The sequence below is a fragment of the Streptomyces sp. NPDC005266 genome, from assembly GCF_040607655.1.
Classification (GTDB): Bacteria; Actinomycetota; Actinomycetes; order Streptomycetales; family Streptomycetaceae; genus Streptomyces.
Genome location: NZ_JBEXHC010000009.1, coordinates 97,043 through 119,037, shown reverse-complemented (window position 1 = coordinate 119,037; position 21,995 = coordinate 97,043). Strand labels below are relative to the sequence as shown.

Annotated in this window: 23 protein-coding genes and 3 pseudogenes; 15 read left to right on the top strand and 11 right to left on the bottom strand. The window is 72.7% G+C overall.

Annotated features, from left to right (window positions below):
* Window positions 1–220 precede the first annotated feature (220 nt).
* Window positions 221–1,066, top strand: a complete 846-nt coding sequence (locus ABZU99_RS19090; RefSeq protein WP_355945980.1) for a DeoR/GlpR family DNA-binding transcription regulator — start codon at window positions 221–223, stop codon at window positions 1,064–1,066.
* A gap of 33 nt (window positions 1,067–1,099) precedes the next feature.
* Window positions 1,100–1,568: pseudogene (locus tag ABZU99_RS19085) on the top strand (SRPBCC family protein).
* 95 nt (window positions 1,569–1,663) lie between these two features.
* On the opposite strand, the gene ABZU99_RS19080 reads toward ABZU99_RS19085, so the two are convergent.
* Window positions 1,664–2,788, bottom strand: a complete 1,125-nt coding sequence (locus ABZU99_RS19080; protein ID WP_355945977.1) for a PLP-dependent cysteine synthase family protein — start codon at window positions 2,786–2,788, stop codon at window positions 1,664–1,666.
* A 178-nt stretch (window positions 2,789–2,966) separates the two neighbouring features.
* Here ABZU99_RS19080 and ABZU99_RS19075 point away from each other — a divergent pair, with 178 nt between their 5' ends.
* Both ABZU99_RS19075 and ABZU99_RS19070 read left to right on the top strand, forming a co-directional pair.
* On the top strand, window positions 2,967–3,320 hold the full coding sequence (locus ABZU99_RS19075) for a hypothetical protein (protein ID WP_355945975.1): 354 nt from the start codon (window positions 2,967–2,969) through the stop codon (window positions 3,318–3,320).
* Window positions 3,321–3,505: 185 nt separating this feature from the next.
* Window positions 3,506–4,147, top strand: coding sequence for an ATP-binding protein (locus ABZU99_RS19070; RefSeq protein WP_356049402.1), 642 nt, complete (start codon window positions 3,506–3,508; stop codon window positions 4,145–4,147).
* Window positions 4,148–4,191: 44 nt separating this feature from the next.
* On the opposite strand, the gene ABZU99_RS19065 is transcribed toward ABZU99_RS19070, so the two are convergent.
* On the bottom strand, window positions 4,192–4,485 hold the full coding sequence (locus ABZU99_RS19065) for an SHOCT domain-containing protein (protein WP_355945970.1): 294 nt from the start codon (window positions 4,483–4,485) through the stop codon (window positions 4,192–4,194).
* 248 nt (window positions 4,486–4,733) lie between these two features.
* Window positions 4,734–5,954: a pyridoxal-phosphate dependent enzyme gene (locus ABZU99_RS19060; RefSeq protein ID WP_355945967.1), complete on the bottom strand. Its 1,221-nt coding sequence runs from the start codon at window positions 5,952–5,954 to the stop codon at window positions 4,734–4,736.
* A 52-nt stretch (window positions 5,955–6,006) separates the two neighbouring features.
* On the opposite strand from ABZU99_RS19060, the gene ABZU99_RS19055 reads away from it, so the two are divergent.
* From ABZU99_RS19055 to ABZU99_RS19045, 3 genes are read left to right on the top strand one after another with little or no spacing between them, the layout of a single operon-like run.
* On the top strand, window positions 6,007–6,588 hold the full coding sequence (locus ABZU99_RS19055) for a TetR/AcrR family transcriptional regulator (protein ID WP_355945965.1): 582 nt from the start codon (window positions 6,007–6,009) through the stop codon (window positions 6,586–6,588).
* A gap of 49 nt (window positions 6,589–6,637) precedes the next feature.
* Window positions 6,638–7,225 carry a DUF4865 family protein gene (locus tag ABZU99_RS19050; RefSeq protein ID WP_355945963.1) on the top strand — a complete coding sequence of 196 codons (588 nt, stop codon included), beginning with the start codon at window positions 6,638–6,640 and terminating at the stop codon, window positions 7,223–7,225.
* A complete protein-coding gene (locus ABZU99_RS19045; protein WP_355945960.1) occupies window positions 7,219–8,172 on the top strand; it encodes a phosphotriesterase in 954 nt (317 codons plus the stop codon). The genes ABZU99_RS19050 and ABZU99_RS19045 overlap by 7 nt, the downstream gene beginning before the upstream one ends.
* Window positions 8,173–8,384: 212 nt before the next feature.
* On the opposite strand, the gene ABZU99_RS19040 is transcribed toward ABZU99_RS19045, so the two are convergent.
* Window positions 8,385–9,614 carry an ROK family protein gene (locus tag ABZU99_RS19040; RefSeq protein WP_355945957.1) on the bottom strand — a complete coding sequence of 410 codons (1,230 nt, stop codon included), beginning with the start codon at window positions 9,612–9,614 and terminating at the stop codon, window positions 8,385–8,387.
* Between the two features lie 17 nt (window positions 9,615–9,631).
* On the opposite strand from ABZU99_RS19040, the pseudogene ABZU99_RS19035 reads away from it, so the two are divergent.
* The 5 genes and pseudogenes from ABZU99_RS19035 to ABZU99_RS19015 form a co-directional block, all read left to right on the top strand.
* A pseudogene (locus tag ABZU99_RS19035) lies at window positions 9,632–9,850 on the top strand (MFS transporter); the annotation flags it as partial.
* A 119-nt stretch (window positions 9,851–9,969) separates the two neighbouring features.
* Window positions 9,970–10,704, top strand: coding sequence for a maleylpyruvate isomerase family mycothiol-dependent enzyme (locus tag ABZU99_RS19030; protein WP_355945954.1), 735 nt, complete (start codon window positions 9,970–9,972; stop codon window positions 10,702–10,704).
* Window positions 10,705–10,756: 52 nt separating this feature from the next.
* Complete coding sequence (locus ABZU99_RS19025; protein ID WP_355945951.1) at window positions 10,757–11,257, top strand: DUF4442 domain-containing protein; 501 nt, start codon at window positions 10,757–10,759, stop codon at window positions 11,255–11,257.
* 26 nt (window positions 11,258–11,283) lie between these two features.
* The gene (locus ABZU99_RS19020) at window positions 11,284–11,529 is read left to right on the top strand and encodes a DUF6332 family protein (protein ID WP_355945948.1); all 246 of its coding nucleotides are present in this window, start codon (window positions 11,284–11,286) and stop codon (window positions 11,527–11,529) included.
* Window positions 11,526–12,434 carry a DUF2797 domain-containing protein gene (locus tag ABZU99_RS19015; protein WP_355945945.1) on the top strand — a complete coding sequence of 303 codons (909 nt, stop codon included), beginning with the start codon at window positions 11,526–11,528 and terminating at the stop codon, window positions 12,432–12,434. The genes ABZU99_RS19020 and ABZU99_RS19015 overlap by 4 nt, the downstream gene beginning before the upstream one ends.
* Before the next feature lie 29 nt (window positions 12,435–12,463).
* Here ABZU99_RS19015 and ABZU99_RS19010 read toward each other — a convergent pair whose 3' ends face one another.
* The 3 genes from ABZU99_RS19010 to ABZU99_RS19000 form a co-directional block, all read right to left on the bottom strand.
* Complete coding sequence (locus tag ABZU99_RS19010) at window positions 12,464–13,129, bottom strand: response regulator transcription factor (protein WP_355945943.1); 666 nt, start codon at window positions 13,127–13,129, stop codon at window positions 12,464–12,466.
* Complete coding sequence (locus ABZU99_RS19005; RefSeq protein WP_355945940.1) at window positions 13,126–14,379, bottom strand: sensor histidine kinase; 1,254 nt, start codon at window positions 14,377–14,379, stop codon at window positions 13,126–13,128. The genes ABZU99_RS19010 and ABZU99_RS19005 overlap by 4 nt, the downstream gene beginning before the upstream one ends.
* A gap of 103 nt (window positions 14,380–14,482) precedes the next feature.
* Window positions 14,483–15,199 carry a TetR/AcrR family transcriptional regulator gene (locus tag ABZU99_RS19000; RefSeq protein WP_356049408.1) on the bottom strand — a complete coding sequence of 239 codons (717 nt, stop codon included), beginning with the start codon at window positions 15,197–15,199 and terminating at the stop codon, window positions 14,483–14,485.
* A gap of 130 nt (window positions 15,200–15,329) precedes the next feature.
* Here ABZU99_RS19000 and ABZU99_RS18995 point away from each other — a divergent pair, with 130 nt between their 5' ends.
* Window positions 15,330–15,785, top strand: coding sequence for a nitroreductase/quinone reductase family protein (locus tag ABZU99_RS18995; RefSeq protein WP_355945934.1), 456 nt, complete (start codon window positions 15,330–15,332; stop codon window positions 15,783–15,785).
* 2 nt (window positions 15,786–15,787) lie between these two features.
* Window positions 15,788–16,003: pseudogene (locus tag ABZU99_RS18990) on the top strand (deazaflavin-dependent nitroreductase); the annotation flags it as partial.
* Window positions 16,004–16,039: 36 nt separating this feature from the next.
* On the opposite strand, the gene ABZU99_RS18985 reads toward ABZU99_RS18990, so the two are convergent.
* Window positions 16,040–17,245 carry a geranylgeranyl reductase family protein gene (locus ABZU99_RS18985; RefSeq protein ID WP_355945932.1) on the bottom strand — a complete coding sequence of 402 codons (1,206 nt, stop codon included), beginning with the start codon at window positions 17,243–17,245 and terminating at the stop codon, window positions 16,040–16,042.
* A 147-nt stretch (window positions 17,246–17,392) separates the two neighbouring features.
* Here ABZU99_RS18985 and ABZU99_RS18980 point away from each other — a divergent pair, with 147 nt between their 5' ends.
* Complete coding sequence (locus tag ABZU99_RS18980) at window positions 17,393–18,754, top strand: dipeptidase (RefSeq protein WP_356049411.1); 1,362 nt, start codon at window positions 17,393–17,395, stop codon at window positions 18,752–18,754.
* A 206-nt stretch (window positions 18,755–18,960) separates the two neighbouring features.
* Here ABZU99_RS18980 and ABZU99_RS18975 read toward each other — a convergent pair whose 3' ends face one another.
* The 3 genes from ABZU99_RS18975 to ABZU99_RS18965 form a co-directional block, all read right to left on the bottom strand.
* The gene (locus tag ABZU99_RS18975; protein ID WP_356049413.1) at window positions 18,961–19,995 is read right to left on the bottom strand and encodes an NUDIX domain-containing protein; all 1,035 of its coding nucleotides are present in this window, start codon (window positions 19,993–19,995) and stop codon (window positions 18,961–18,963) included.
* 160 nt (window positions 19,996–20,155) lie between these two features.
* Complete coding sequence (locus tag ABZU99_RS18970) at window positions 20,156–21,073, bottom strand: carbohydrate ABC transporter permease (protein WP_356049415.1); 918 nt, start codon at window positions 21,071–21,073, stop codon at window positions 20,156–20,158.
* Window positions 21,070–21,984 carry a sugar ABC transporter permease gene (locus tag ABZU99_RS18965; RefSeq protein WP_356049417.1) on the bottom strand — a complete coding sequence of 305 codons (915 nt, stop codon included), beginning with the start codon at window positions 21,982–21,984 and terminating at the stop codon, window positions 21,070–21,072. The genes ABZU99_RS18970 and ABZU99_RS18965 overlap by 4 nt, the downstream gene beginning before the upstream one ends.
* Window positions 21,985–21,995 lie beyond the last annotated feature (11 nt).

Genomic DNA, 21,995 nt, shown 5'->3' with positions numbered 1-21,995 from the left:
CCGTGTCCCCCGATCCCGGTGTGGTGCGGTCGTTCCGCTCCAGGATGGTGCCCAGGGACGCCGTGGCCCGACCCTGACAGGCCGGGCGTGGCGAAATCGTAACCCGCGCCCGCTCCGGGGATCGGGCCCCCTCCCCGCGTGCGAAGGGGATCGGGCCCCCTCCCCGCGTGCGAAGATGAGCGCGCGGGCGACCCGGCGGGACGGAGGGAGACGAGGCAGGGTGAGCGACAACCAGAATCTCCTCGCGGAGCAGCGGCGCGCCCTGATCCTCGACGAGGTCAGGCGGCGTGGCGGAGTGCGGGTCAACGAGCTGACGCGCAAGCTCAACGTCTCGGACATGACGGTCCGTCGCGACCTGGACGCGCTGGCCCGGCTGGGTGTGGTGGAGAAGGTGCACGGCGGCGCGGTGCCGGTCGCCGAGGCGAGCACGTACGAGCCGGGGTTCGAGGCCAAATCGGGTCTTGAGCTGAGCGCCAAGGAGGACATCGCGAAGGCGGCGGCGGCGATGGCCACGCCGGGCACCGCGATCGGTCTCGCGGGCGGCACCACGGCCTTCGCGCTGGCCCAGCAGCTGGTGGACGTGCCGGATCTGACCGTGGTGACGAACTCGGTCCGGGTGGCCGATGTGTTCTACGCCGCGCAGCGGTCGGCGGCGCTCGGCGGTACGGGTCCGCGCACGGGGGCGGCCACCGTGGTGCTCACGGGCGGGGTGCGGACCCCCTCGGACACGCTGGTGGGGCCGGTGGCGGACGCCGCGGTGCGCTCGCTCCACTTCGATGTGCTGTTCCTGAGTGTGCACGGCATATCGGTGGAGGCGGGCCTGTCGACGCCGAATCTGGCGGAGGCGGAGACCAATCGCCACTTCGTGCGGGCCGCGCGGCGCGTGGTGGTGGTCGCCGACCACACCAAGTGGGGCATGGTGGGGCTGAGTTCGTTCGCGACCCTGGACGAGGTGGACGCGCTGGTGACGGACCCGGGGCTGCCGGAGCACGCGCGGGCGGAGATCTCGGAGTATCTGCCGGAGCTGGTGATGGCGGGGGCGCCCGCCGCGGCGGCCGACTCTTAACGGCCTGTCAGCTCTCTCGGCTACCGTGTGTCCATGGCACACCGACTGCGCTCCGTCGGGCTCGACTGGGCCGAGACCGCCCCGGTGCGGCTCGTCTTCACCGCCGAGGCGTCGGCGGCGCCGGAGGCGGTGTTCCGCGCCCTGGCGACGTCGAGGGCTGGCCGCGGTGGTACCGGCAGGTGACCGCGGCCCGGTCCACGGACGGCGGCAGGGGCAGGGAGATCCGCCTCAAGGGCGGCACCCGCTTCCGCGAGACGGTCATGGCGGCGGATCCGTACGAGCGCTACGCCTACCGGATCGACGAGACAACGCGCCGGGGCTGCGGTCGCTGCTGGAGGAGTGGACGCTGAGGCCGTTGGGCACCGGCACGCTGGTGCGGTACGTCTTCGCGGTGGACGGCACGGCGCTGCTGCGCGGCGCGGTGCGGGTGCTGCGGCCGGGACTGCGCCGGGCGTTCCACGACGCGGTGCGCAGGCTGGACCGGCAGCTGAGAGAGGGCTAAGCGGTTACGGCGAAGTCAAGTGCTGATCCTTCTCGGCGTCCAAACCCTCCCAGGCCGAACGGCGAGGGATCAGCGGCGAACTTCACCGCATCCGCTTAGCCCTCGGGCCAGTGCCCCGTGGTGAGGAAGATGTCGAGCGTCTTGGCGTACGGCTCGATGTCCAGGCCCTGCTCCTCCAGCCACGCGTCCGAGTAGTACTTGTCCAGGTACCGATCGCCCGGATCGCACAGCAGGGTCACCACGCTTCCGGTCCGCCCCTGCTCGACCATCTCGGCGACGATCCGCAGCGCGCTCCACAGCCCGGTCCCCGTGGAGCCGCCCGCCTTACGGCCGATGGCCCCCTCCAGGGCGCGTACGGACGCGACGCTCGCCGCGTCCGGGACCTTCATCATCCGGTCGATCGCCCCGGGCACGAAGCTCGGCTCCATACGGGGGCGACCGATGCCCTCGATGCGGGAGCCCTGGTCGCTGGAGGCGTCCCCGTCATGGTGCACCCAGCCGTCGAAGAAGCAGGAGTTCTCGGGGTCGGCGACGCATACGCGGGTGTCGTACTGCATGTAGTGGACGTAGCGCGCGATGGTCGCGGAGGTGCCGCCGGTGCCGGCGGTCGCCACCACCCATGCCGGTTCGGGATAGCGCTCCAGACGGAGCTGCTGGTAGATCGACTCGGCGATGTTGTTGTTGCCGCGCCAGTCGGTGGCGCGCTCGGCGTAGGTGAACTGGTCCATGTAGTGGCCGCCGGACTCCGCCGCGAGGGCGGCGGACGCCTCGTACATCGTCCGCGGGTCGTCCACGAAATGGCACTGGCCGCCATGGAATTCGATCAGGCGGCACTTCTCCCGGCTGGTCGTGCGCGGCATCACCGCGATGAAGGGCACGCCGATCAGCTTCGCGAAGTACGCCTCGGACACGGCGGTCGAACCGCTGGACGCCTCGATGACCGGCTTGCCGGGCCGGATCCAGCCGTTGCAGAGCCCGTACAGGAACAACGACCGGGCCAGCCGGTGCTTGAGGCTACCTGTGGGGTGGGTCGACTCGTCCTTGAGGTAGAGGTCGATCCCCCACCGCTCGGGCAGTGGGAAGCTCAGCAGATGGGTGTCCGCCGAGCGCTGGGCGTCGGCCTGCACTTTGCGGACGGCCTCCTTCAGCCACTCACGGTAGCCGTGGTCGCTGCGGTCCACGTCAACCGTGCCGACGCCGCCGCGCGCTGTGCTGTCCAACACCACTCCTCTTGCTTGTGCCCCTGACCGGCCCGGGTGGCATACTCGGGCTATTTCGATCCTAAATGGACCCCAGTGCGCCCTGGTGCCCCGGCCCCGTCACGGGCACACTGCGGAGCAGGGAGAATGAGAGGCAGCGGCACGCGTGCCAGTCGGAGCCATCGGGGAGGCGGTTGTGATGGCCGATACCGAGTTCAATGCCACGGGAGTGCGGATCGAGCGGTTTCTGCGCTCGGTGACCCGCGCCGGACAGGTCTTGATCAAGGACGGCAGGCTTCAGTTGCTGACCAGCTACGGCAGCGAGATCGACAGCGCCCCGGTGCAGTCGGTCCGCGCCAGCAAGCCGTGGTTCGTCGACGGCGACCAGGCCATGGCCACCGTGAACGGCACCCGCTACCGCCTCACCCTCGGCGAGCAGGACGCCGCGGCCACCTCGCCCCCCACGGCCAAATCGGCCAAGCCCAAAGGGGCTGCCGCCAGCCGCTTCCTGGACGCCGTCAGATCCGCTCGGGGGCATGGCCAGAAGAAGTGAGGCGGCCGAGTTGCGCATGCGCGCGAGGGGACCGACCCTGGACGAGTATCAGTATCACTGAGGGTCAACAAGCGGTGACGCTGAGAACCGGCTCACCGGTCGCGCACAGCAGCCACCACTGCTGAACGTGTTCGTCGCCCGCTTCTGAATCAGGCTAGCCCCAACTTCTTCAGGGAGTCGCAGCCGTGATCAGTCGTCCTAGCAGGCATTGCACGGTGGAGCTGCAAGCCCTGCCGTCGCGGATCGGTCAGGTCCGCAGAATCGTGTCGGCGCAACTGCGCTACTGGCATCTGGATCCGCTCATCGACCCGGCGGCGCTCGGTGTCACCGAGCTGCTCACCAATGTGCACCGCCATGCCGAGCCGGACAAGCAGTGCACGGTGGAGATCGTTCTCATGCTGGACCGGCTGACCGTCTCGGTCCGCGACCAGGATCCCCGGCTGCCCCGGCTCCGCGCCTGTGACCCCGTCTCCACGCACGGGAGGGGGCTCGCTCTGGTCGCGGCGGTCAGCCAGAGCTGGGGGATGCACGCCCGGGACGACGGCAGCGGCAAGGTCGTATGGTTCACGCTGGCCGTGCCGCAGCCCATCACCACCGCCAAGTCGCCCTTCGCGGCGTACGGAGCGGGCCGCACCGCGCCGCCGCACCGCGCGGACCTCACCCGCTCGTCCCCCGCGCCCACGCCGGCCTCGGCGCCCCCGGCGCCCGCCCCCGTGCTGACGCCCGCTCCCGCTCCGGCCTCCGCACCCGCCCCGGCACCGGCTCCCGCCCCCGCGATACGGGAGCGGGCACCTGTCGCCCGGTCGGCCGTATCCGTACCCCACTGACGAACCGGGCCGTCCCGCCTCATGACGGGCGGGGCGGCCGACTGCTATGCCGGACCGCCCTTCGGATGGCGGCCGAACTGCTCGTCCAGGACGGACAGCCGGCGCCAGTATTCGTCCTCGTCGATCTCGCCGGCCGCGAAGCGGCGCCCCAGCAGCGCGATCGGCGACTGCTCGCCGTGGACCGGGTGCCCCTGCCGCCAGGGCCCGCGCCCGCGCCACATCGCGCGCCGCAGCAGGAAGATCCCGCCGCCGACGATCAACGCCCACAGCAGGGGGACGAAGACAATCCACGGTCCGGGGCCGCCGCCGTCGGCGAAGCCGTGCGCCAAAGTGGTCATGATGATCGCGCTCCTCGGGAGTGAATGTGTCTCGTGGTCACTCCCGAGCGTCGCGCGTGGCGGCCGCCGCGGCGTCGTACGGCCGAGGACAGTTGGCATACCGCGCGGGGAGTACGCGCGGGCCCGGACGGCCTCCCGAACCCCGCCCTAAGCGGATGCGGCGAAGTCAAGTGCTGATCCTTCTCGGCGTCCAAGCCCTCGGCCAGGCCGAACGGCGAGGGATCAGCGGCGAACTTCACCGCATCCGCTCAGCCGCGGATTCCCGCCACGCGCAACCGCCGCTCCACCTGCTCCCAGGACGGGTCGACGGGCTCGACCCGGTGGGTGCCGGTGGTGAGGTCCTTGAAGCCGCTGGAGGTGGAGACACAGACGACCGGCCCCTCGAAGGCATCACCGCCGGCCTCCCGGGCCCGCAGCCCGGCGAGCCCGGCGGCGGCGGAGAGCTCCACCCACAGCCCCTGGCGGCCCAGTTCGGACTGGGCGGCTTCCATCTCGTCGTCGGTGACCAGCAGGGCCTCACCCCCGCTGCGCCGGACCGCCAGGACACCGCGGTGGCCGCCGACGGCGCAGCGGATGCCGTACGCCCCGGTCGGCCCGGGCTCGACGGTCGCAGCCGGACGGCCCTCGCGCAGCGCGGTGGCCAGCGGGCCGCCCACGGAGGGCTCGCAGCTGAAGATCCGCGGGGTGCGGGGAGCCAGGCCGAGCCGCTCCAGCTCGGCGAAGCCCTTCCAGACGCCGAAGAGCAGCTCGCCGTAGCCGGTCGGCAGGAACACGGCCTCCGGGACGCCGAGTTCGGTGAAGACCTCATAGGCGAGCGTCTTGTAGCCTTCGGGGCCGAATCCATGGCTGGTGTGGGTGTCGGTGAGGTTGCTGACCGGGTGGTACCCGAGCCGGTCCACGATCTGCCGCATCAGCGGCCAGCGCGCCCGCTCGGGGACCGGCAGCACCACCGCGCCATAGGCCTTCAGGAAGGAGACGACGGCCGGGGGCGCCTCCCGGGAGGCCAGCACGACGCAGCGCAGCCCGGCGCGGGCCGCGTACGCGGCGGCGGAGGCGCCGTGATTACCGGAGGAGGCGACGACGATGCCCTCCGCGTCCACGCCGACGGCGGCGCTGACGGTGCAGCGGTTCAGCCGGTCCTTGTGGCTCCATGTGGGGTTGCGCGACTCGTCCTTGACGTACACGCCGTCGCCGATGCCGATGAGCGGGGTGCCCCCCTCCCCGAGCCCGGGTGCGGCCAGCGGTGGCAGCAGGGGCGCCCAGCGGTCCAGGCCCACGCCCGGGGGCGCCGCGCGGGCGAAGAGATCGGCGGGCACGGCGTCGTACGCGTAGTCGACCTCGACCGGGTAGACGATCTCGGGCGTCGCCGTCCGCGGACACCCCCTCGTCAGCGGTGGCCACAGCGGGTAGCTCAGAGAGGCGTCGCCGAGTGAGCGCTGACCGGTCGCCAGCGAGTCCTGTGCCGTCATGGGCGGGAGTCTAGGCGAGCGGGGTGTACCTACTGGTATGTATAGTGGCCGTATGACGACTCTGGAACGCCTGATCGAGAGCACCCAGGAGCTGCTCTGGGAGCGGGGCTATGTGGGCACCAGCCCCAAGGCCATCCAGCAGCGCTCGGGCGCGGGCCAGGGCAGCATGTACCACCACTTCACCGGCAAGCCCGACCTCGCGCTCACGGCCATCCGCCGCACCGCCGAGCAGTTGAGAGCCACGGCCGAGGCGTCCCTGTCCGGACCGGGGGGCGCCTACGACCGGGTCCGCGCGTATCTGCTGCGGGAGCGCGAGGTGTTGCGCGGCTGCCCGATCGGTCGGCTGACGATGGACCCCGACGTCATCGCCGATCCCGCGCTGCGGCAGCCGGTGGAGGAGACGCTCGCCTGGCTGCGCGGGCGGCTGGCGGAGATTCTCGCCGAGGGGCGCGAGCGCGGGGAGTTCACGGCGGGGCTGGATCCGGAGCGCACCGCCGCGACCGTCATCGCGACCGTGCAGGGTGGCTATGTACTCGCCCGCGCCGCGGAGTCGGCGGCGCCCTTCGACAGCGCCGTCGAGGGTCTGCTCACCCTGCTCGACGCGCTTAAGGCGTCCGATTCCCCTTCCCGGTAACGGAAAACCGCACCGTGGAGACCAGTGATCCGCTGACAGGAGTTCGCCCATGCACGCGATGCAGTACCGGATCACCCTGCCCGCCGACTACGACATGAAGATCATCCGGCATCGGGTGGAGACGAAGGGCCCGCTGCTGGACGACTTCCCGGGGCTGGGCCTGAAGGCGTACGGCATCCGCGAGCGCGGTGTCGACGGCTCGCCGGTCAACAGTTACGCCCCCTTCTATCTGTGGGCCGCCCCCGAGGCCATGAACCGCTTTTTGTGGGGCCCCGGATTCCAGGGCATCGTGCGGGACTTCGGCCGCCCCGTGGTCGAACACTGGCAGGGGCTGGCCTTCGCGCGGGGCCCGGCCGCGACCGCCGTACCGCGCGCCGCCACGCGCCGCGCGGTGGCGGTCCCGGACTCCGGCGACCCCGCCACCGCCGTCGACCGCGCGCTGGTGGAGCTGCGGGAGCGGGCGGGTACCGAGGGCGTGTACGCGACGGCCCTGGCCATCGACCCGCGCGGCTGGGAGCTGGTCCACTTCACGCTCTGGGAGGACGTCGCACCGACCGCCGAGCCCGGCGACCGCTACCAGGTGCTCCATCTGTCGGCGCCGGGCCTGGCCACGCTGCCCGAGGGGCGGCAGTGGTGACCGCGCCCGCCGTACGGACGGTCCTCGGCGACATCCCGGGCGCGGAGCTGGGCGTCTGCGACGCCCACGACCATTTGTTCCTCCGCAGCACACAGCTGCCGGGGCAGGAACTGGACGACGTCGGCGCGGCCACCGCCGAGCTGCGCGCCTTCCACGAGCTGGGCGGCCGCGCGGTGGTCCAGTGGACCCCGTACGGCCTCGGGCGGGCGGCCGGTGAGCTGCCCGGGCTGTCCCGGGCGACCGGCGTCCATGTGGTCGCCGCGACCGGGCTGCACCAGGCCGCCCACTACGAGCCGAAGACGATCGAGGACGTCCGGGGGCGGCTCGCCGAGCTGTTCGTCGACGAGCTCACGCACGGCATCGGCGGACCCGCCGGCCCCAAGGCGGGGCTGATCAAGGTCGCCGGCGGCTTCCACGGCCTCGACGCCCACGCCCGTCACACCATGACCGCCGCCGCCCACGCCCACCACCGCACCGACGCCCCCATCGCCGTCCACCTGGAGCTGGGAACGGGCGCGCCGGACGTACTGGACCTGCTGTGCGCAGAGTTGGAGGTACCGCCGCACCGCGTCCTTCTCGGCCATCTGAACCGCTCCCCCGACCATGCCGTGCACCGGGAGGCCGCCGCCGCGGGGGCCTACCTCGCCTTCGACGGCCCCTCCCGCGCCCATCACGCCACGGACTGGCGGCTCCCGGAGGTGCTGGCCGCGCTCGCGGAAGCCGGTTACGCCGACCAGCTGCTGCTGGGCGGCGACACGACGACGGCCGCGGCGCGGTCGGTGAACGGCGGTCCCGGCATGCCGTATCTGCTGCGCGGACTCTGCGGGCGGCTCGAAGTGGCCCTGGGCGCCGAGGTGGTGGGACGGATGCTCACCGTGAATCCGGGCCGCGCGCTGGCCGCGGCCTGGCGCGACGGTTGGTACGGCGAAAAGGGCGGCGGGGCTTGACCGCACGTGGTGTCTCCGGCGGGAGCGCGCCGGGCCGCCCGGGCCGTCAGCGGTCGGTCCCGGCGGTGAACCGGCGGATCAGGTCGGCGCGCGACGTGAGACCCAGTCGCTCGAAGACCGTTGGCGCATGGACGCCCGGGGCCAGCTCCGGGAGGCGGCGGAGATCTTCCGGCGGCACCGGGCACGGCGCACTGGTGGAGCTGCCGGCGGGATCAGGCCGCGCCCAGCGCCGCCAGCGGGTCGTCCAGCACGGCCTGCCAGGCCAGCTCGGCCGCGCCCACCAGGCTGTTGTGGTCCAGCGTGCAGGGCAGGATCGGCACGCCGCCGCTCCGGCCGCCCCACAGGCTCCGCTCCGCCACGACCTCCCGCAGCCGTTCCGGGTCGGACTGAAGGAGCTCGCGGTGGAGCCCGCCGAGGATGATGCGGTCCGGGTTGAGGATGTTGACGAGGCCGGCGAGGCCGAGGCCGAGACGGTCGATGAGGAGGTCGGCGGCGGCCTTCACGGAGGGGTCGGCGTACTCGTCACGCAGCAGGTCGCGGGCCTGTTGGAGCAGGGAGCCCTCGGGGCCCGGATCGCGTCCGGCAGCGGTGAGGAAGGCGAGCGGATCGGCCTCGATGTCCAGGCAGCCGCGGCTGCCGCAGTGGCAGGGCGGGCCCTCGGGGTTGACGGTGAGGTGGCCGAGCTCCAGGGCGAGACCGGCGCTGCCCGTGTGCAGCCGCCCGTCCAGGACCAGCGCACCGCCGACGCCCCGGTGCCCGGTGGCGACGCACAGCAGATGCCGGGCGCCGGCGCCGGCGCCGTGGCGGTGTTCGGCGAGGGCGGCGAGGTTGATGTCGTTGCCCACCAGGCCCGCCGGCGGCTCTCCGTTCGGGCTGCGGATGCCCGCCTCCGCCAGGCTCCGGGTGAACAGCTCGCGCACGGGCGCGCCCGCGGGCCAGGCAATGTGCAGCGGATTGAGCGCGGTGCCCTCCGGTTCGGCGACCGCGGACGGGACGGCGAGCCCCGCGCCCACACAGCGGCGGCCGGTCTCGCGCAGCAGCCCCGCCCCGGCCTCGACGACCGCGTCGAGGACGTGCGCGGGATCGGCGGGCACGGTCATGCAGCCGGGGGCGGTGGCGACGATCCGGCCCCCGAGGCCGACGAGCGCGGCACGGAACCCGTCGGTGTGCACCTGGGCGGCGAGCGCCACGGGCCCGTGGGGCGCGATCGCGAGCCGGTGCGAGGGCCGGCCCTGCGACCCGGCGGAGCCGACCGGCCGCGAGTCGACCTGGATCAGGCCGAGCGCCTCCAGTTCGGCGGCGACGGCGCCCGCGGTCGCGCGGGTCACGCCGAGTTCGGCCGTGAGCACCGCGCGGGTGGGGGCGCGGCCGGTGTGGACGAGCTCCAGTGCCGGGCCGAGAGCGCTTCGGCCGCGCTCGAGCCTTGTCCGTGTCTGGGTCACGCCTCTATTCTCACTTTGTGCCGATGCCAAACAAAATACGGACGGCCATTCCGGGGAGGCGCCGCTCCGATGCCCCGGATCGCGACCTCGCCCAACTCCGTGCCGCCCTCGCCGCGTTCTTCGCCCTGGACGGCTTTGTGTTCGCCAGGTGGGTAGCCCGCATTCCCGCGACCAAGGACCAGACCGGCGCTTCGGAGGGCGCGCTCGGGCTGGCGCTGCTCGGCGTGTCCGCGGGCGGGGGTCGTCGCGTACGGAACGCGCAATGCCGCTCGCGCAACCGGAGGCTGACTTCCCAGTTGGCCATTTCCGGTTCGCCGGGCCCCCGGTTGTCAGTGGCGGCTGGCAGACTTCCGGCATGGAGATCGCTGAGCTGTTCGAGACCGTGGACCGCGAGGGCCGGCTGCTGGCCGACGCCGCGGCCAAGGCCGGAGTGGACGCCCCGGTGCCCACCTGCCCCGACTGGCGCGTCCGTGACCTGTTGTCCCACCTCGGCCGGGTGCACGGCTGGGCCGCCCGGATCGTCGGCGAGGGCCTGACTGAGCCGGTCCGGCCGTCCGTCGAGCCGGCGCCGGCCGACGTCGAGCTGGTGGCGTGGTACCGGGAGGTCCATCGCCGGCTGGTTGACACCCTCACCGGGGCCGATCCTCAGGTGGAGTGCTTCGCCTTCATCCCCGGGTCCTCGCCGCTGGCGTTCTGGGCCCGGCGGCAGGCCCATGAGACGGCCATCCACCGGGTGGACGCGGAATCCGCGGCGGGCATGGACTTCTCCCCGATCGACCCGGCCTTCGCGGCGGACGGGATCGATGAGCTGCTGAGCGGCCTGCACAGCCTGGAGCGGACCCGGTTGCGCATGGACACCCCGCGCACCTTCCGTTTCCGGGCCACCGACCAGGACGCGGTCTGGACGGTACGGGCGTCGGACGGCGTGCCGCGCACCGAGCGCAATGCCGAGGGGGTGGCGGACTACGAGCTCAGCGGGCCGGCCACCGATCTCTACCTCGCACTGTGGAACCGGCTGCCGCACTCCGCGCTGAGCGCCCAGGGCGATCCGGAGCTCGCCGTGCTCTGGCGGGAGCGCGCGGGCATCTGAGGCCCGGCCGCTGCGGTTACCAGCGAGTAACAAGTCATGTTAGCTTCCCACCATGTCACGACGCACGATGTCCGCGCGGGCCCTGCGCCGCGCGATGAACTGGTGGCCGCCCTATCTGTTCGCGGGCGTACGGGTGCTGCACCTCGCCGACGACTGGAGCAGCGCCCGGGTCCGGCTGCGGCTGCACCGGTTCAACACCAACTACGTGGGCACCCACTTCGGCGGCTCGCTCTTCGCGATGGGCGATCCGTTCTGGATGCTGCTGACGATGAACCGGCTCGGCCGGGAGTACATGGTGTGGGACAAGGCCGGCGAGATCGATTTCGTCTCGCCCGGCCGGGGCGATGTGTTCGCCGAGTTCAAGCTCACCGAGGACCGGCTGGAGGAGATCCGGGAGGCGACCGCGGACGGCGGCAAGGCGCTGCCGTGGTTCGAGTACGAGGTGGTCGCCGCGGACGGCACGGTCGTGGCGCGCGTTCGGAAGCAGCTTTATGTCCGCCGCAAGCGTCTGGATGGGCAGCGGAGCACGACCGGGAAGACCACGACCGACTGACGAACAGACCGGAGGGCTGAGGCCAGATGACCGGACCGCGCTCCCAGGACGAGCGTGACGCGCTCACCGTCGAGATCGTCTTCGCCGTCGTCACGGCGGGTCTGCTGGCGGCCGTCCTCTTCTTCGCCCTCGCGAGCCCGGCCCTCATCGGCGATCTGGGCCGGGCCCAGGAGACAGCCTGGCAGAGAGCGGCGTCCGCCGTGGCCGTCGTCGGATTCGCCCTGCGCATCGTGCACGTGCTGTGGTATCTGCCCCGTAAGGGGCGCGAATGACCGGGGACCCGCAGCCGGGGCCATGGCAGTGCGCGGGGCTGCGCTGGGACCCCCACGCCGGGCCCGCGCTGATCTGGCGCCATCCGGTCCGCGGTGAGCGGACCTCCCCGCTCGCCCCGGACCGACCGCTCGCCTTCACCACCGGTCCGCGGCGCGCCTGCGTCGGCGTCCGCAGGGGCGTTCGGCATACGCCCTGTCCGGCCGGGGCCGAGGTCGCGGCGTCCGCCGTCTCGGCCCAGTGCCCGGACTGCGCCCGGCTGGACCGCTCGTACTCCGTAGCCGCCGACACCCGTACCGACGATCCGCGCCCGTATGACGTCTATCTCGCCTGGTTCGGCCCGAAGCTGATCAAGGTCGGCATCACGGCGGCCGAGCGCGAGGGCGCACGGCTGCTCGAACAGGCCGCGCTCTCCTACGCCCTGCTCGGCCGCGGCCCGCTGATGGCCGCGCGCCGCGCGGAGGCGGTGCTGGGCGCCGCGCTCGGCGTCCCGGACCGCTTTCCCTACGCCGCCAAGCGCGCCGCCCGCGAGGCGCCGCCGCCCCCGGAGCGCCGCGCGGCCGAGCTCGCCGCGCTCCACGAGCGGGCGCGCGCCCTGGGCGGCCTGCCGGAGTCGCTGACCCGCGCGGCCTTCGAGCCGGTGCACCATGACGCGGCGTTCCGCCTGGACCGGGTGCGCCCCACGCACGGGGTGATCCGGCTCGCCGCCGGGACCACGGTGACCGGCCTGATCGAGGCCGTGGCGGGCCCGGACATCCATCTGACCGCGACGGACGGCCGGGCCCTGCTGCTGGACGCCCGCCATCTGGCGGGATGGCCGCTGGCGGCCGCCGCCGCGGACGCCATGACGACGGCGCCGGTGGCCGTCCGCGAGCGGGAGCCCGAGGGCCCCGAGGCGCTGTTCTGACGGCCGGGTCCCACCGCGGGATCTCCGGGTCAGCCGAGCCAGCCCGGCCTCACCAGCCCCGTCTCATAGGCGAGGACGACGAGTTGGGCACGGTCACGAGCACCCAGTTTGACCATCGTCCGGCTCACATGGGTCTTGGCGGTGAGCGGGCTCACGACGAGCCGCCGGGCGATCTCCTCGTTCGACAGGCCCATGCCGACCAGGGCCATCACCTCCCGTTCGCGCTCGGTCAGCCCGGCCAGCACCGACGCGGGCGCGGGCGCCTTGGAGCGGGCGGCGAACTCGGCGATGAGACGGCGGGTGACCCCGGGCGACAGCAGCGCGTCGCCCTCCACCACGGCCCGCACCGCACGCAGCAGCTCCTCCGGCTCGGTGTCCTTGACCAGAAAGCCGGAGGCGCCCGAGCGGATCGCCTCGAAGACGTACTCGTCGAGCTCGAAGGTGGTCAGCATGACCACCTTTACTTCGCCGAGCGCCGGATCCTCGGTGATCCGGCGGGTCGCGGCGAGGCCGTCGAGCAGCGGCATCCGGATGTCCATGAGGACGACGTCGGGGCGCTGTTCGCGCACCATACCCAGCGCCTGCTCCCCGTCGGCGGCCTCGCCGACCACCTCGACATCCGGCTGGGCGGCCAGCAGGGCACGGAACCCGGCCCGGACCAGGATCTGGTCATCGGCGAGCAGTACGCGGATCACGCTGTCTCCTTTGAGTCGCTCACCAGCGGAATCCTCGCGCGGACGCGGAAGCCGCCGTCCGGGCGGGGGCCCGCCTCCACCGTGCCGCCGAGGGCGGCGGCTCGCTCGCGCATGCCGACCAGGCCGTTTCCGCCGCCCGTCGGACCGTCCGCGGTCGCCGGGCCGTCGTCGTCCACCCGCAGCTCCAGCTCGCCCGGGGCGTAGCGCAGCAGGACGCGGGCAGTCCGGGAGCCGGAGTGGCGGACGATATTGGTCAGCGCCTCCTGGACGATACGGAAGGCCGCGAGGTCGGTGCCGGGCGGCAGGGCGGTGCGTTCGCCCGCCACCTCCACCCGCACCGCGAGCCCCGCGCTCGCCGCCTGTTGGGTCAGCTCCTCCAGACGGTCCAGACCAGGCGCGGGCGAGCGCGGCGCGGCGCCGGACGACCGCAACGTGTCGAGCACCTGGCGGACCTCGCCCAGCGCCTCCTTGCTGGCCGCCTTGATGGTGGTCAGCGCGGTACGGGCCTGCTCGGGGTCCTGGTCGAGGAGAGCGAGGCCGACCCCCGCCTGCACATTGATGACCGAGATGCTGTGGGCGAGCACGTCGTGCAGCTCACGGGCGATCCGCAGCCGCTCCTCGTCCGCCCGGCGCCGCGCCGCGGCCGCCCGCTCGGCCCGGTCGCGGGCCCACTGTTCACGCCGTACGCGGACGAGTTCGGCCGCGGCGACGACCGCCACCGCCCAGGCCGCGATCCCCAGCTCCTGCCCCCACGCGGCGGGCCCGTCGCCCGCCGGGGGGAGTCGACGGTAGAGCCAGTGGCCGATGAGCAGATGGCTCAGCCAGAGCAGTCCGAGGGCGCTCCAGGCGGCAATCCGCCGCCCGGCGGCGACGGCGGCGACGCACGCGACGACCACGCTGAGGAAGACCGGGCCGTACGGATATCCGGCGGCGAGGTAGACCGCGGTCACCGCCGCCGTGCCGAACACGGCGATCCGGGGGTGGCGGTGGCGCAGAAGCAGCAGCGCGGGCCCGGCGAGGAGCAGCGCGTAGCCGTACGGGGCGAGATGCGCCCGGGCGGGCTGGTCATGGGCGGCGAACTGGGTTCCGACCACTTGGAAGACCGCGAGGGCCAGCGACGAGCGCCAGGGCGGCCGGGCGGTGGCCGGCGGCTCGGCGCCCTCGCCGCGCCACGGAGCGCGGGCCGGCCACCGGCGCCGCCGGTCCGGCCCGCCGCACCACTGTGCCCGCAGGGCCGGGAAATCGCGCATACCCGCAACGCTAGACGGCCCCGGGCGGCGCGGCGTCCGCCCGGGGCGGTGGCCGGGCGTACTCCCGGCGGAGTAGACCCGCGACGATCCCGCCGGACAGGGCTCAGCCCCGGTCCGCCGCGCCGCCCAGCCCGGCGGCGCGGGCCAGCGCGGCGGCGGCCTGGCCGAAGAACTCCTCGCGCGCCTCGACCACCTTGGTGAACTGTCCGAAGAGCTCAAAGCTGATCAGGCCGAAGAGCTGCGCCCAGGCCGCGACGAGCGGTGCGAACACGGCGGCGGGCAGGTCGGCGCCGACCGCGTCCGCGATGTTCCGTGCGTCGTCCCGTACGGCCTCCGGCAGGTCCGCCTCCTCGGGTACGCGCAGGGCGCCGGCGGCGTGGGCGTCGCGTGCGACGGAGATCAGGGCGAGGCCGACGCGGGAGGCGGGGGCGATGGTGTCCTGGGGCGCGGCGTAACCGGGCACCGGGGAGCCGTAGATGAGCGCGTACTCATGGGGGTGGGCCAGCGCCCACGCCCGGAGCGTCCGGCAGACCGCCGTCCACCGCTCGACGGGGTCGCCGCCCGGGTCCGTGCGCGCGAGGGCCTGCTCGGCGGCGGCGCCGATCGCGTCGTACGCGTCCACGATGAGCGCGGTCAGCAGCTCGTCCCGGCTGGGGAAGTAGCGGTAGAGGGCGGAGGAGGCCATGCCGAGCTCCCGGGCGACGGCCCGCAGCGACAGCTTGGCCGCGCCCTGGTCCGCGAGCTGGCGGCGCGCCTCTTCCTTGATGGCGGCGGTCACTTCGGTACGGGCCCGTTCCCTGGCCCCTCGGATCGCACTCATGCGGGCAGTCTGCCATCCCTGAGGAGCACCGACCAAGAACGAGAGCACTGCTCTTGCAGTGTCGCGATTGGTGGTGCACACTGCTCTTGAGTGAGAGCAGTGCTCTCAAAGCGCAGCACAGGAGGACCCCATGCCGTCACAGCACTCCATCAAGCCCCGCGGCTTCGAGTCGTCCGTCCACCGCGGTGTGGCCTGGCTCGCCCGGCATGGCGTCAGCCTCTTCGGCACCGCCGAGCTGTCGGTGCTCGGCCGCTCGAGCGGCGAGTGGCGGCGCGTCCCGGTCAACCCGCTGACGCTGGACGGCGAGCGCTATCTGGTGTCGGCGCGCGGGAACGCGCAGTGGGTGCGGAACATGCGGGCGGCGGGCGGCGGACGGCTGCGCAATGGGCGCAGGACGCAGCCGTTCACCGCCGCCGAGCTCCCCGAGGGCGAGGAGAAGGCGGCGGTGCTCCGTGCCTATCTGGTGCGCTGGGGCTGGGAGGTCGGCGCGTTCTTCGACGGCGTGACCGCCAGGTCCCCCGAGGGCGAGCTCGCCCGGATCGCACCGATGCATCCGGTGTTCCGCATCACGGCGACGGACGGGTGAGCGGACGGCTGCGCAATGGGCGCAGGACCCAGCCGTTCACCGCCGCCGAGCTCCCCGAGGGCGAGGAGAAGGCGGCGGTGCTCCGTGCCTATCTGGTGCGCTGGGGCTGGGAGGTCGGCGCGTTCTTCGACGGCGTGACCGCCAGGTCCCCCGAGGGCGAGCTCGCCCGGATCGCACCGATGCATCCGGTGTTCCGCATCACGGCGACGGACGGGTGAGCGGTGGCGCCGGAGGCTCCGGCGCCGATGGGGCGTCTACCCCCGGTCCATCGCCGCCAGGGCCCGGCGGGCCGCCGGATGGGTGCGGACGAGTTCCCCCAGGGTCGTCGTGCCGCGGGTGATCTTTGTAAAGGCCCGCCACGCCGGGCGGAAGCCGGTGATCGCCGCGTGGAAGACCCCCGGGCGGCGGGCGAACGCCGCGTACAGCCGCCGCCCGACGCCCATCTCCACGCCCAGCCCCGCCTTGATCGCGAAGGCATAGTTCAGGGCCTGGCGGCGGGCGTCGACCGCGTCGTGCGCCTCGGCGATCCGCACCGCCCACTCCCCCGCGAGCCGGCCCGAGCGCAGCGCGAAGGAGATGCCCTCACGGGTCCACGGCTCCAGCAGCCCGGCCGCGTCGCCGCAGACCAGCACCCGGCCGCGCGACAGCGGCGAATCGTCCGAGCGGCAGCGGGTCAGATGGCCGGAGGAGATGCTCGGCTCGAAGCCGGCGAGGCCGAGCCGGGCGATGAAGTCCTCCAGATAACGCTTCGTTCCGGCGCCCTCGCCGCGGGCCGAGATGACGCCGACGGTCAGGGTGTCGCCCTTGGGGAACACCCAGCCGTAACTCCCGGGCATCGGCCCCCAGTCGATGAGCACCCGGCCCGCCCAGTCCTCCGCGACCGTCTCCGGAACCGGGATCTCCGCCTCCAGGCCGAGGTCGACCTGGTCGAGCTTCACCCCGACATGCGCTCCTATCCGGCTGGCGCTGCCGTCGGCGCCGACCACGGCCCGCGCCAGCACCGTCTCGCCGTCCGCGAGCACGACGGCGGCCGTGCGCCGGTCGGGCACGGACGGGCCGTGCTGCTCGACGCGCGTGACCGCGGCGCCCGTACGGACGCGGGCGCCCGCGTCCTTGGCCGCCTCGACCAGACCGGCGTCGAACTCCGGCCGGTTGATGAGCCCGAAGAGCACGTGCTTGGAGCGGCGCGTGCGGGCGAGCCTGCCGTTCATCGAGAAGGTGACCGCGTGCACCCGCTCGCGCAGCGGCAGTTCGAATCCGGGCGGCAGCGCCTCGCGCGAGGGACCGATGATGCCGCCGCCGCACGTCTTGTAGCGCGGCAGCTCGGCCTTCTCCAGCAGCAGCACCCGGCGCCCGGCGCAGGCGGCGGCGTACGCCGCGGAGGCGCCCGCAGGCCCCGCGCCCACCACCACGACGTCCCATACCGTCTCTTTGTCCGGGGCTGCGTTGTCGCTGCTCACCTGTGGATCCGCTCCCAATCGACCGACCTGATGCGCCTACCGGCATCCTACGGCGCACCGGCACCCGAGCCTGCTGTGGGATGATCGGCCGCAGAGTCTCAAGCCGTACATAAGTACCATCGCCGCGCATCCCAGGAGCCTTCCCTCATGGAACAGGATCTCGCCGCCACCGTCGCCGCCCTGCAGCCCCGCGCCCGGGCCGAACTGGCCGAGCTGGTGGCCTTCCGGTCGGTCGCGGACCCGGCGCAGTTCCCCCGGAGCGAGTGCGAGGCCGCCGCGGCATGGGTCGCGGACGCGCTGCGCGCCGAGGGGTTCGAGGATGTGGCGCTGCTGGACACCCCCGACGGCACCCAGTCCGTCTACGGCTTCCTGCCCGGCCCGGCCGCGGATGCCCCGACGGTCCTGCTCTACGCGCACTACGACGTACAGCCGCCGCTCGACGAGGACGCCTGGAACACCCCGCCCTTCGAGCTGACCGAGCGCGACGGCCGCTGGTACGGACGCGGCACCGCGGACTGCAAGGGTGGCCTGATCATGCACCTCACCGCGGTGCGCGCGCTCAAGGAGCACGGCGGCGTCCCGGTCAACGTCAAGGTGATCGTGGAGGGTTCGGAGGAGCAGGGCACGGGCGGTCTGGAGCGCTACGCGGAGGCGCATCCCGAGCTGCTGGCGGCCGACGCGATCGTCATCGGCGACGCGGGCAACTTCCGGGTGGGGCTGCCGACGGTCACCGCGACGCTGCGCGGTATGACGTTGCTGCGGGTCTCGGTGGACACCCTGGAAGGCAATCTGCACTCCGGCCAGTTCGGTGGGGCGGCCCCGGACGCGCTGGCCGCGTTGATCCGCATGCTGGACTCGCTGCGCGCCGAGGACGGCACGACGACGGTCACCGGCCTTATGGCGGACGCGGCGTGGGAGGGCCTCCAGTATCCGGAAGAGGACTTCCGTAAGGACGCCAAGGTGCTCGACGGGGTCGACCTGATCGGCTCGGGCACGGTCGCCGACCGGATCTGGGCGCGCCCCGCGGTCACCGTGCTCGGCATCGACTGTCCACCGGTCGTCGGCGCGACCCCGTCCGTCCAGGCGAGTGCGCGGGCGCTGGTCAGCCTGCGGGTGCCGCCGGGCGTGGACGCGGCCGAGGCCAACCGGCTGCTGGCCGCGCACCTCGAAGCCGCCGCGCCGTGGGGCGCGCGGGTCGCGGTGGAGCAGATCGGCCAGGGCCAGCCGTTCCGGGCGGACACCGCGAGCCCGGCGTACGGGGCGATGCGCGAGGCCATGCGCACGGCGTACGACGGCCAGGAGATGGCCATCGCGGGGCAGGGTGGCTCGATCCCACTGTGCAACACGCTCGCCTCGCTCTATCCGGAGGCGGAGATCCTGCTGATCGGGCTGAGCGAGCCGGAGGCGCGGATCCACGCGGTCAACGAGAGCGTCTCCCCGCGGGAGTTGGAGAAGCTCTCGCTCACCGAGGCGCTGTTCCTGGGGAGGTACGCGGCGGGCAAGGGCTGAGCCGATCCCTCCGGGGGCGGGAGAAGGCTCGGAACGGAGCCGCACCACCGGAGCCGCGCCGGTCCTCGGGGGCGGTCCGGCCCCATGGGGGCCGCCTCCGCCCGCACGGCGACGCCGACCGGGCTCGGCCGATCGCTGCGCGGTCGAGCCGGACCGTGGGCCACAGCCGGTCGTCCGGAGCGACCGGCCGGCCAGGGACGGACCGGTCAGCCCACGGGGACACCGGCTTCGAGATACAGCGGGCGGCCCTGTTCGCGGGCGCGCAGCGCCCATCGCAGCCGGCTGAAGCGCACCGGCGGCAGGAGTTCGGCGGCCTCGCTCTCGGTGACGAACCGCCAGCCGCGCAGTTCGGCGCCGGGCAGCAGCACCTCCCGCGCGTCCGCGGCGGTGAGCCGGCCGCCGTCGAACAGCAGCCGCAGGCCGCCGTAGCCGGGCGGTTGGGGCCGCTCCCAGTCGGCGACGAGCAGCCGCAGCGGCTCATCGAGCCGTACGCCCAGCTCCTCGGTCACCTCGCGCAGCCCCGCGCACATCGGGGGTTCGCCGGGTTCGACGACGCCACCGGGGAACTCCCAGCCGGGCTTGTAGGTCGGGTCGACGAGCAGAACCCGGTCGTCCTCGTCGAAGAGCAGGACCCCGGCCGCCAGCGTCTCCGCCGTGGGCTCCGGGGTCTGCACGATGTCGCAGCTCCCGGCGCCCTCGCGGACGGCGTCCGCGATGTGCTCGGCGGTCTGGCGCGGGGTGAGCCCGGTGGTGTCCACGACATGCGCGTCGGTGGTCAGCCAGTCCAGGGCCGCGTGGTAGGGCGCGAGGTGATCCAGGCACCACCGGCGGACGGACTCACTCGCGTCCGCGTCGCCGGGGATCTCCTCGCGCTCGGCTATTCGCTCGCGAAGGATCGTTTCGTCGGTGTGCAGCAGAACATGCCGCACGGGGATCCTGCGGGCGGCGAAGCCACCGAAGATCTCATCCCGGTACTCCTGTCTGAGAACCGTCATCGGGACCACGAGCGGGCCGCCGACCTCCGCCATCAACGCCGCTCCGGTGTCCACCACCAGCCGCCGCCAGGAGGGCAGGTCCTGATAGTCGGACACCTGTTCAAGACGCTTGCGTGGCAGCATCATCCGCAGCCCGTTGCCGACCAGCTCCGGGTCGTAGAACGTGCTGCCGGGCATGAAGTCCACCAACTCGCGGGCCGCGGCGGTCTTGCCCGCGCCGAACGCACCGTTCAGCCAGACGATCACATTTCCCCCTATTCCATCGCCTCCTGACAGTTGCCCGCATCACCCTGTCACGGAAACGCGCGAACGCAGGGGAAGCCCGGATCGCGCCGCCGCCAGGCGGCGGCGCGGGTCCTCGCGTCAGGGGGCGCGGCGGTCACGGGCCCGGGTGACCGGCGCGGTGTCAGCCCTTGCTGGCGCCGAGGGTGAGTCCGGCGATGAAGTGGCGCTGAAGGAGCAGGAAGACCAGCACCGTGGGCAGCGCCACCAGCACCGAGCCCGCCGCGAGCAGGTTGTAGTCGGTGAAGAACTGACCGCGGAGATTGTTGAGCGCGGAGGTGACGGGCAGCTTGTCGCCGTCGGAGATGAAGACGAGCGCCCACAGGAAGTCGTTGTACATCCAGGTGAATTGCAGCGTGGCGAGGGCCGCGAGCGCCGGGCGGCACAGTGGAAGGGTGATGCGCCAGTACTGCGTCCACACCCCGGCGCCGTCCACCCGCGCCGCCTCGATGATCTCCTCTGGGAGGGTGCGCATGAAATTGGCGAGCACGAACACGCAGAAACCGACCTGGAAGGCGACCTGCACGGCGATCACCGCCCAGTAGGAGTCGTACATCGTCATCGAGTCCGACATCCAATAGGGCAGATCGATCTTGGTGAAGAGCACATAGAGCGGGGTGACGATCACCTGCTGCGGCAGCAGATTGCCCGCCGTGAACACCATCAGCAGGACCAGTCCGCCGCGCAGGTGCAGCCGGGTGACGGCGAAGGCGACGAAGGAGGCCAGAAACAGCGTCAGCAGCACCCCGGGCACCGCGACGATGAGCGAGTTGACGAAGTACTTGCTCATTCCGGAGTCGCTGAACGCCTGCTGGTAGTAGTCGAACGACAGATGGCGCGGCAGCGAGAAATAGCCGTACTCGGCCGTCTCCTCGTAGGGGCGCAGCGAGGCGTAGACCGCGAGCAGCAGCGGCGCGAGAAAGGCCAGCGAGACGGTCATCAGAAAGGCGTGCAGCCCGAGCCGTCCGGGCCGCACCCGGCGCCGGCCCGGTGCGGCCGCCGGGGCCACGGCCCGGACGGGGGCGGTCTCGGTGACGGTCATCGCTTCTTCTCCCCTCGTAGCTCCTGGACCAGATAGGTCACGATGAATCCCAGGGACACGGCCAGCAGGACGACGGCGATGGCGGAGCCGAAGCCGATCCGGCTGGCCTCGCCGATGATGTTGTCGGTGACGAGCACGGAGAGCAGCTCGAGCCCGTTGCGGCCGTGGTTGATGGCGTAGACGATGTCGAAGGCGCGCAGCGCCTCGATCACCGTGATGACGCCGACGATGACATTGACCGGCCGCAGCGTGGGCAGGACGACCCGGAAGAAGGTCTGGGTCTCGCTCGCGCCGTCGATGGCGGCGGCTTCCTTGAGCGAGGGGTCGACGGATTTCAGCCCGGCCAGATAGAGGATCATCACATACCCGGTGTGCCGCCAGGCCGCGGCGAGGAGCACCATCCAGATATTGAGGTCGGGGTCGCCGAGCCAGTCCACCGGGTTGTGCTCGTCGGCGAGAATCGCGTTGAGCGCGCCCTGGTCACGGGAGAAGACCAGCTGCGCGATAAAGCCGACAATGGCGAGCGAGAGCACCACCGGCATATAGAGGGTGGACTGGTAGAAGCGGCTGAACCGGACGCCCTTGTCGAGGAGCACGGCCAGCAGCAGTCCGAACGGTGTGGCGACGCAGCCCAGAAAGGCCACCCACAGCAGGTTGTTGCGGACGGCGGGCCAGAACGGCGGATAGTCGGTGAAGAGGGTCGTGTAGTTGTCGACGCCGACCCAGTGGATGTCGCCGATCCCGTCCCAACTGGTGAAGGAGAGACCGATGGAGGCCAGGGTCGGGCCCCAGACCAGGGCCAGGTCGAGCAGGACGGGTATGCCCAGCAGCACGCCGATGACGGCGAGGTCGCGGGAGGTGAACCTCCGCAGCCCCTGCCGCCCGGCACGCCGCACTCTGATGAGCGGCACTGCGTGGATCT

What these genes read in the sequence shown, in the direction of transcription:
- ABZU99_RS19060 (WP_355945967.1), bottom strand. Translation starts at nt 5,954, where the DNA reads ATGACGGCACAGGACTCGCTGGCGACCGGTCAGCGCTCACTCGGCGAC.
- ABZU99_RS19015 (WP_355945945.1), top strand. Translation starts at nt 11,526, where the DNA reads ATGACCGGGGACCCGCAGCCGGGGCCATGGCAGTGCGCGGGGCTGCGC.
- ABZU99_RS19055 (WP_355945965.1), top strand. Translation starts at nt 6,007, where the DNA reads ATGACGACTCTGGAACGCCTGATCGAGAGCACCCAGGAGCTGCTCTGG.
- ABZU99_RS18995 (WP_355945934.1), top strand. Translation starts at nt 15,330, where the DNA reads ATGCCGTCACAGCACTCCATCAAGCCCCGCGGCTTCGAGTCGTCCGTC.
- ABZU99_RS18970 (WP_356049415.1), bottom strand. Translation starts at nt 21,073, where the DNA reads ATGACCGTCACCGAGACCGCCCCCGTCCGGGCCGTGGCCCCGGCGGCC.
- ABZU99_RS19050 (WP_355945963.1), top strand. Translation starts at nt 6,638, where the DNA reads ATGCACGCGATGCAGTACCGGATCACCCTGCCCGCCGACTACGACATG.
- ABZU99_RS19030 (WP_355945954.1), top strand. Translation starts at nt 9,970, where the DNA reads ATGGAGATCGCTGAGCTGTTCGAGACCGTGGACCGCGAGGGCCGGCTG.
- ABZU99_RS18980 (WP_356049411.1), top strand. Translation starts at nt 17,393, where the DNA reads ATGGAACAGGATCTCGCCGCCACCGTCGCCGCCCTGCAGCCCCGCGCC.
- ABZU99_RS19065 (WP_355945970.1), bottom strand. Translation starts at nt 4,485, where the DNA reads ATGACCACTTTGGCGCACGGCTTCGCCGACGGCGGCGGCCCCGGACCG.
- ABZU99_RS19020 (WP_355945948.1), top strand. Translation starts at nt 11,284, where the DNA reads ATGACCGGACCGCGCTCCCAGGACGAGCGTGACGCGCTCACCGTCGAG.
- ABZU99_RS19025 (WP_355945951.1), top strand. Translation starts at nt 10,757, where the DNA reads ATGTCACGACGCACGATGTCCGCGCGGGCCCTGCGCCGCGCGATGAAC.
- ABZU99_RS19005 (WP_355945940.1), bottom strand. Translation starts at nt 14,379, where the DNA reads ATGCGCGATTTCCCGGCCCTGCGGGCACAGTGGTGCGGCGGGCCGGAC.
- ABZU99_RS19000 (WP_356049408.1), bottom strand. Translation starts at nt 15,199, where the DNA reads ATGAGTGCGATCCGAGGGGCCAGGGAACGGGCCCGTACCGAAGTGACC.
- ABZU99_RS19075 (WP_355945975.1), top strand. Translation starts at nt 2,967, where the DNA reads ATGGCCGATACCGAGTTCAATGCCACGGGAGTGCGGATCGAGCGGTTT.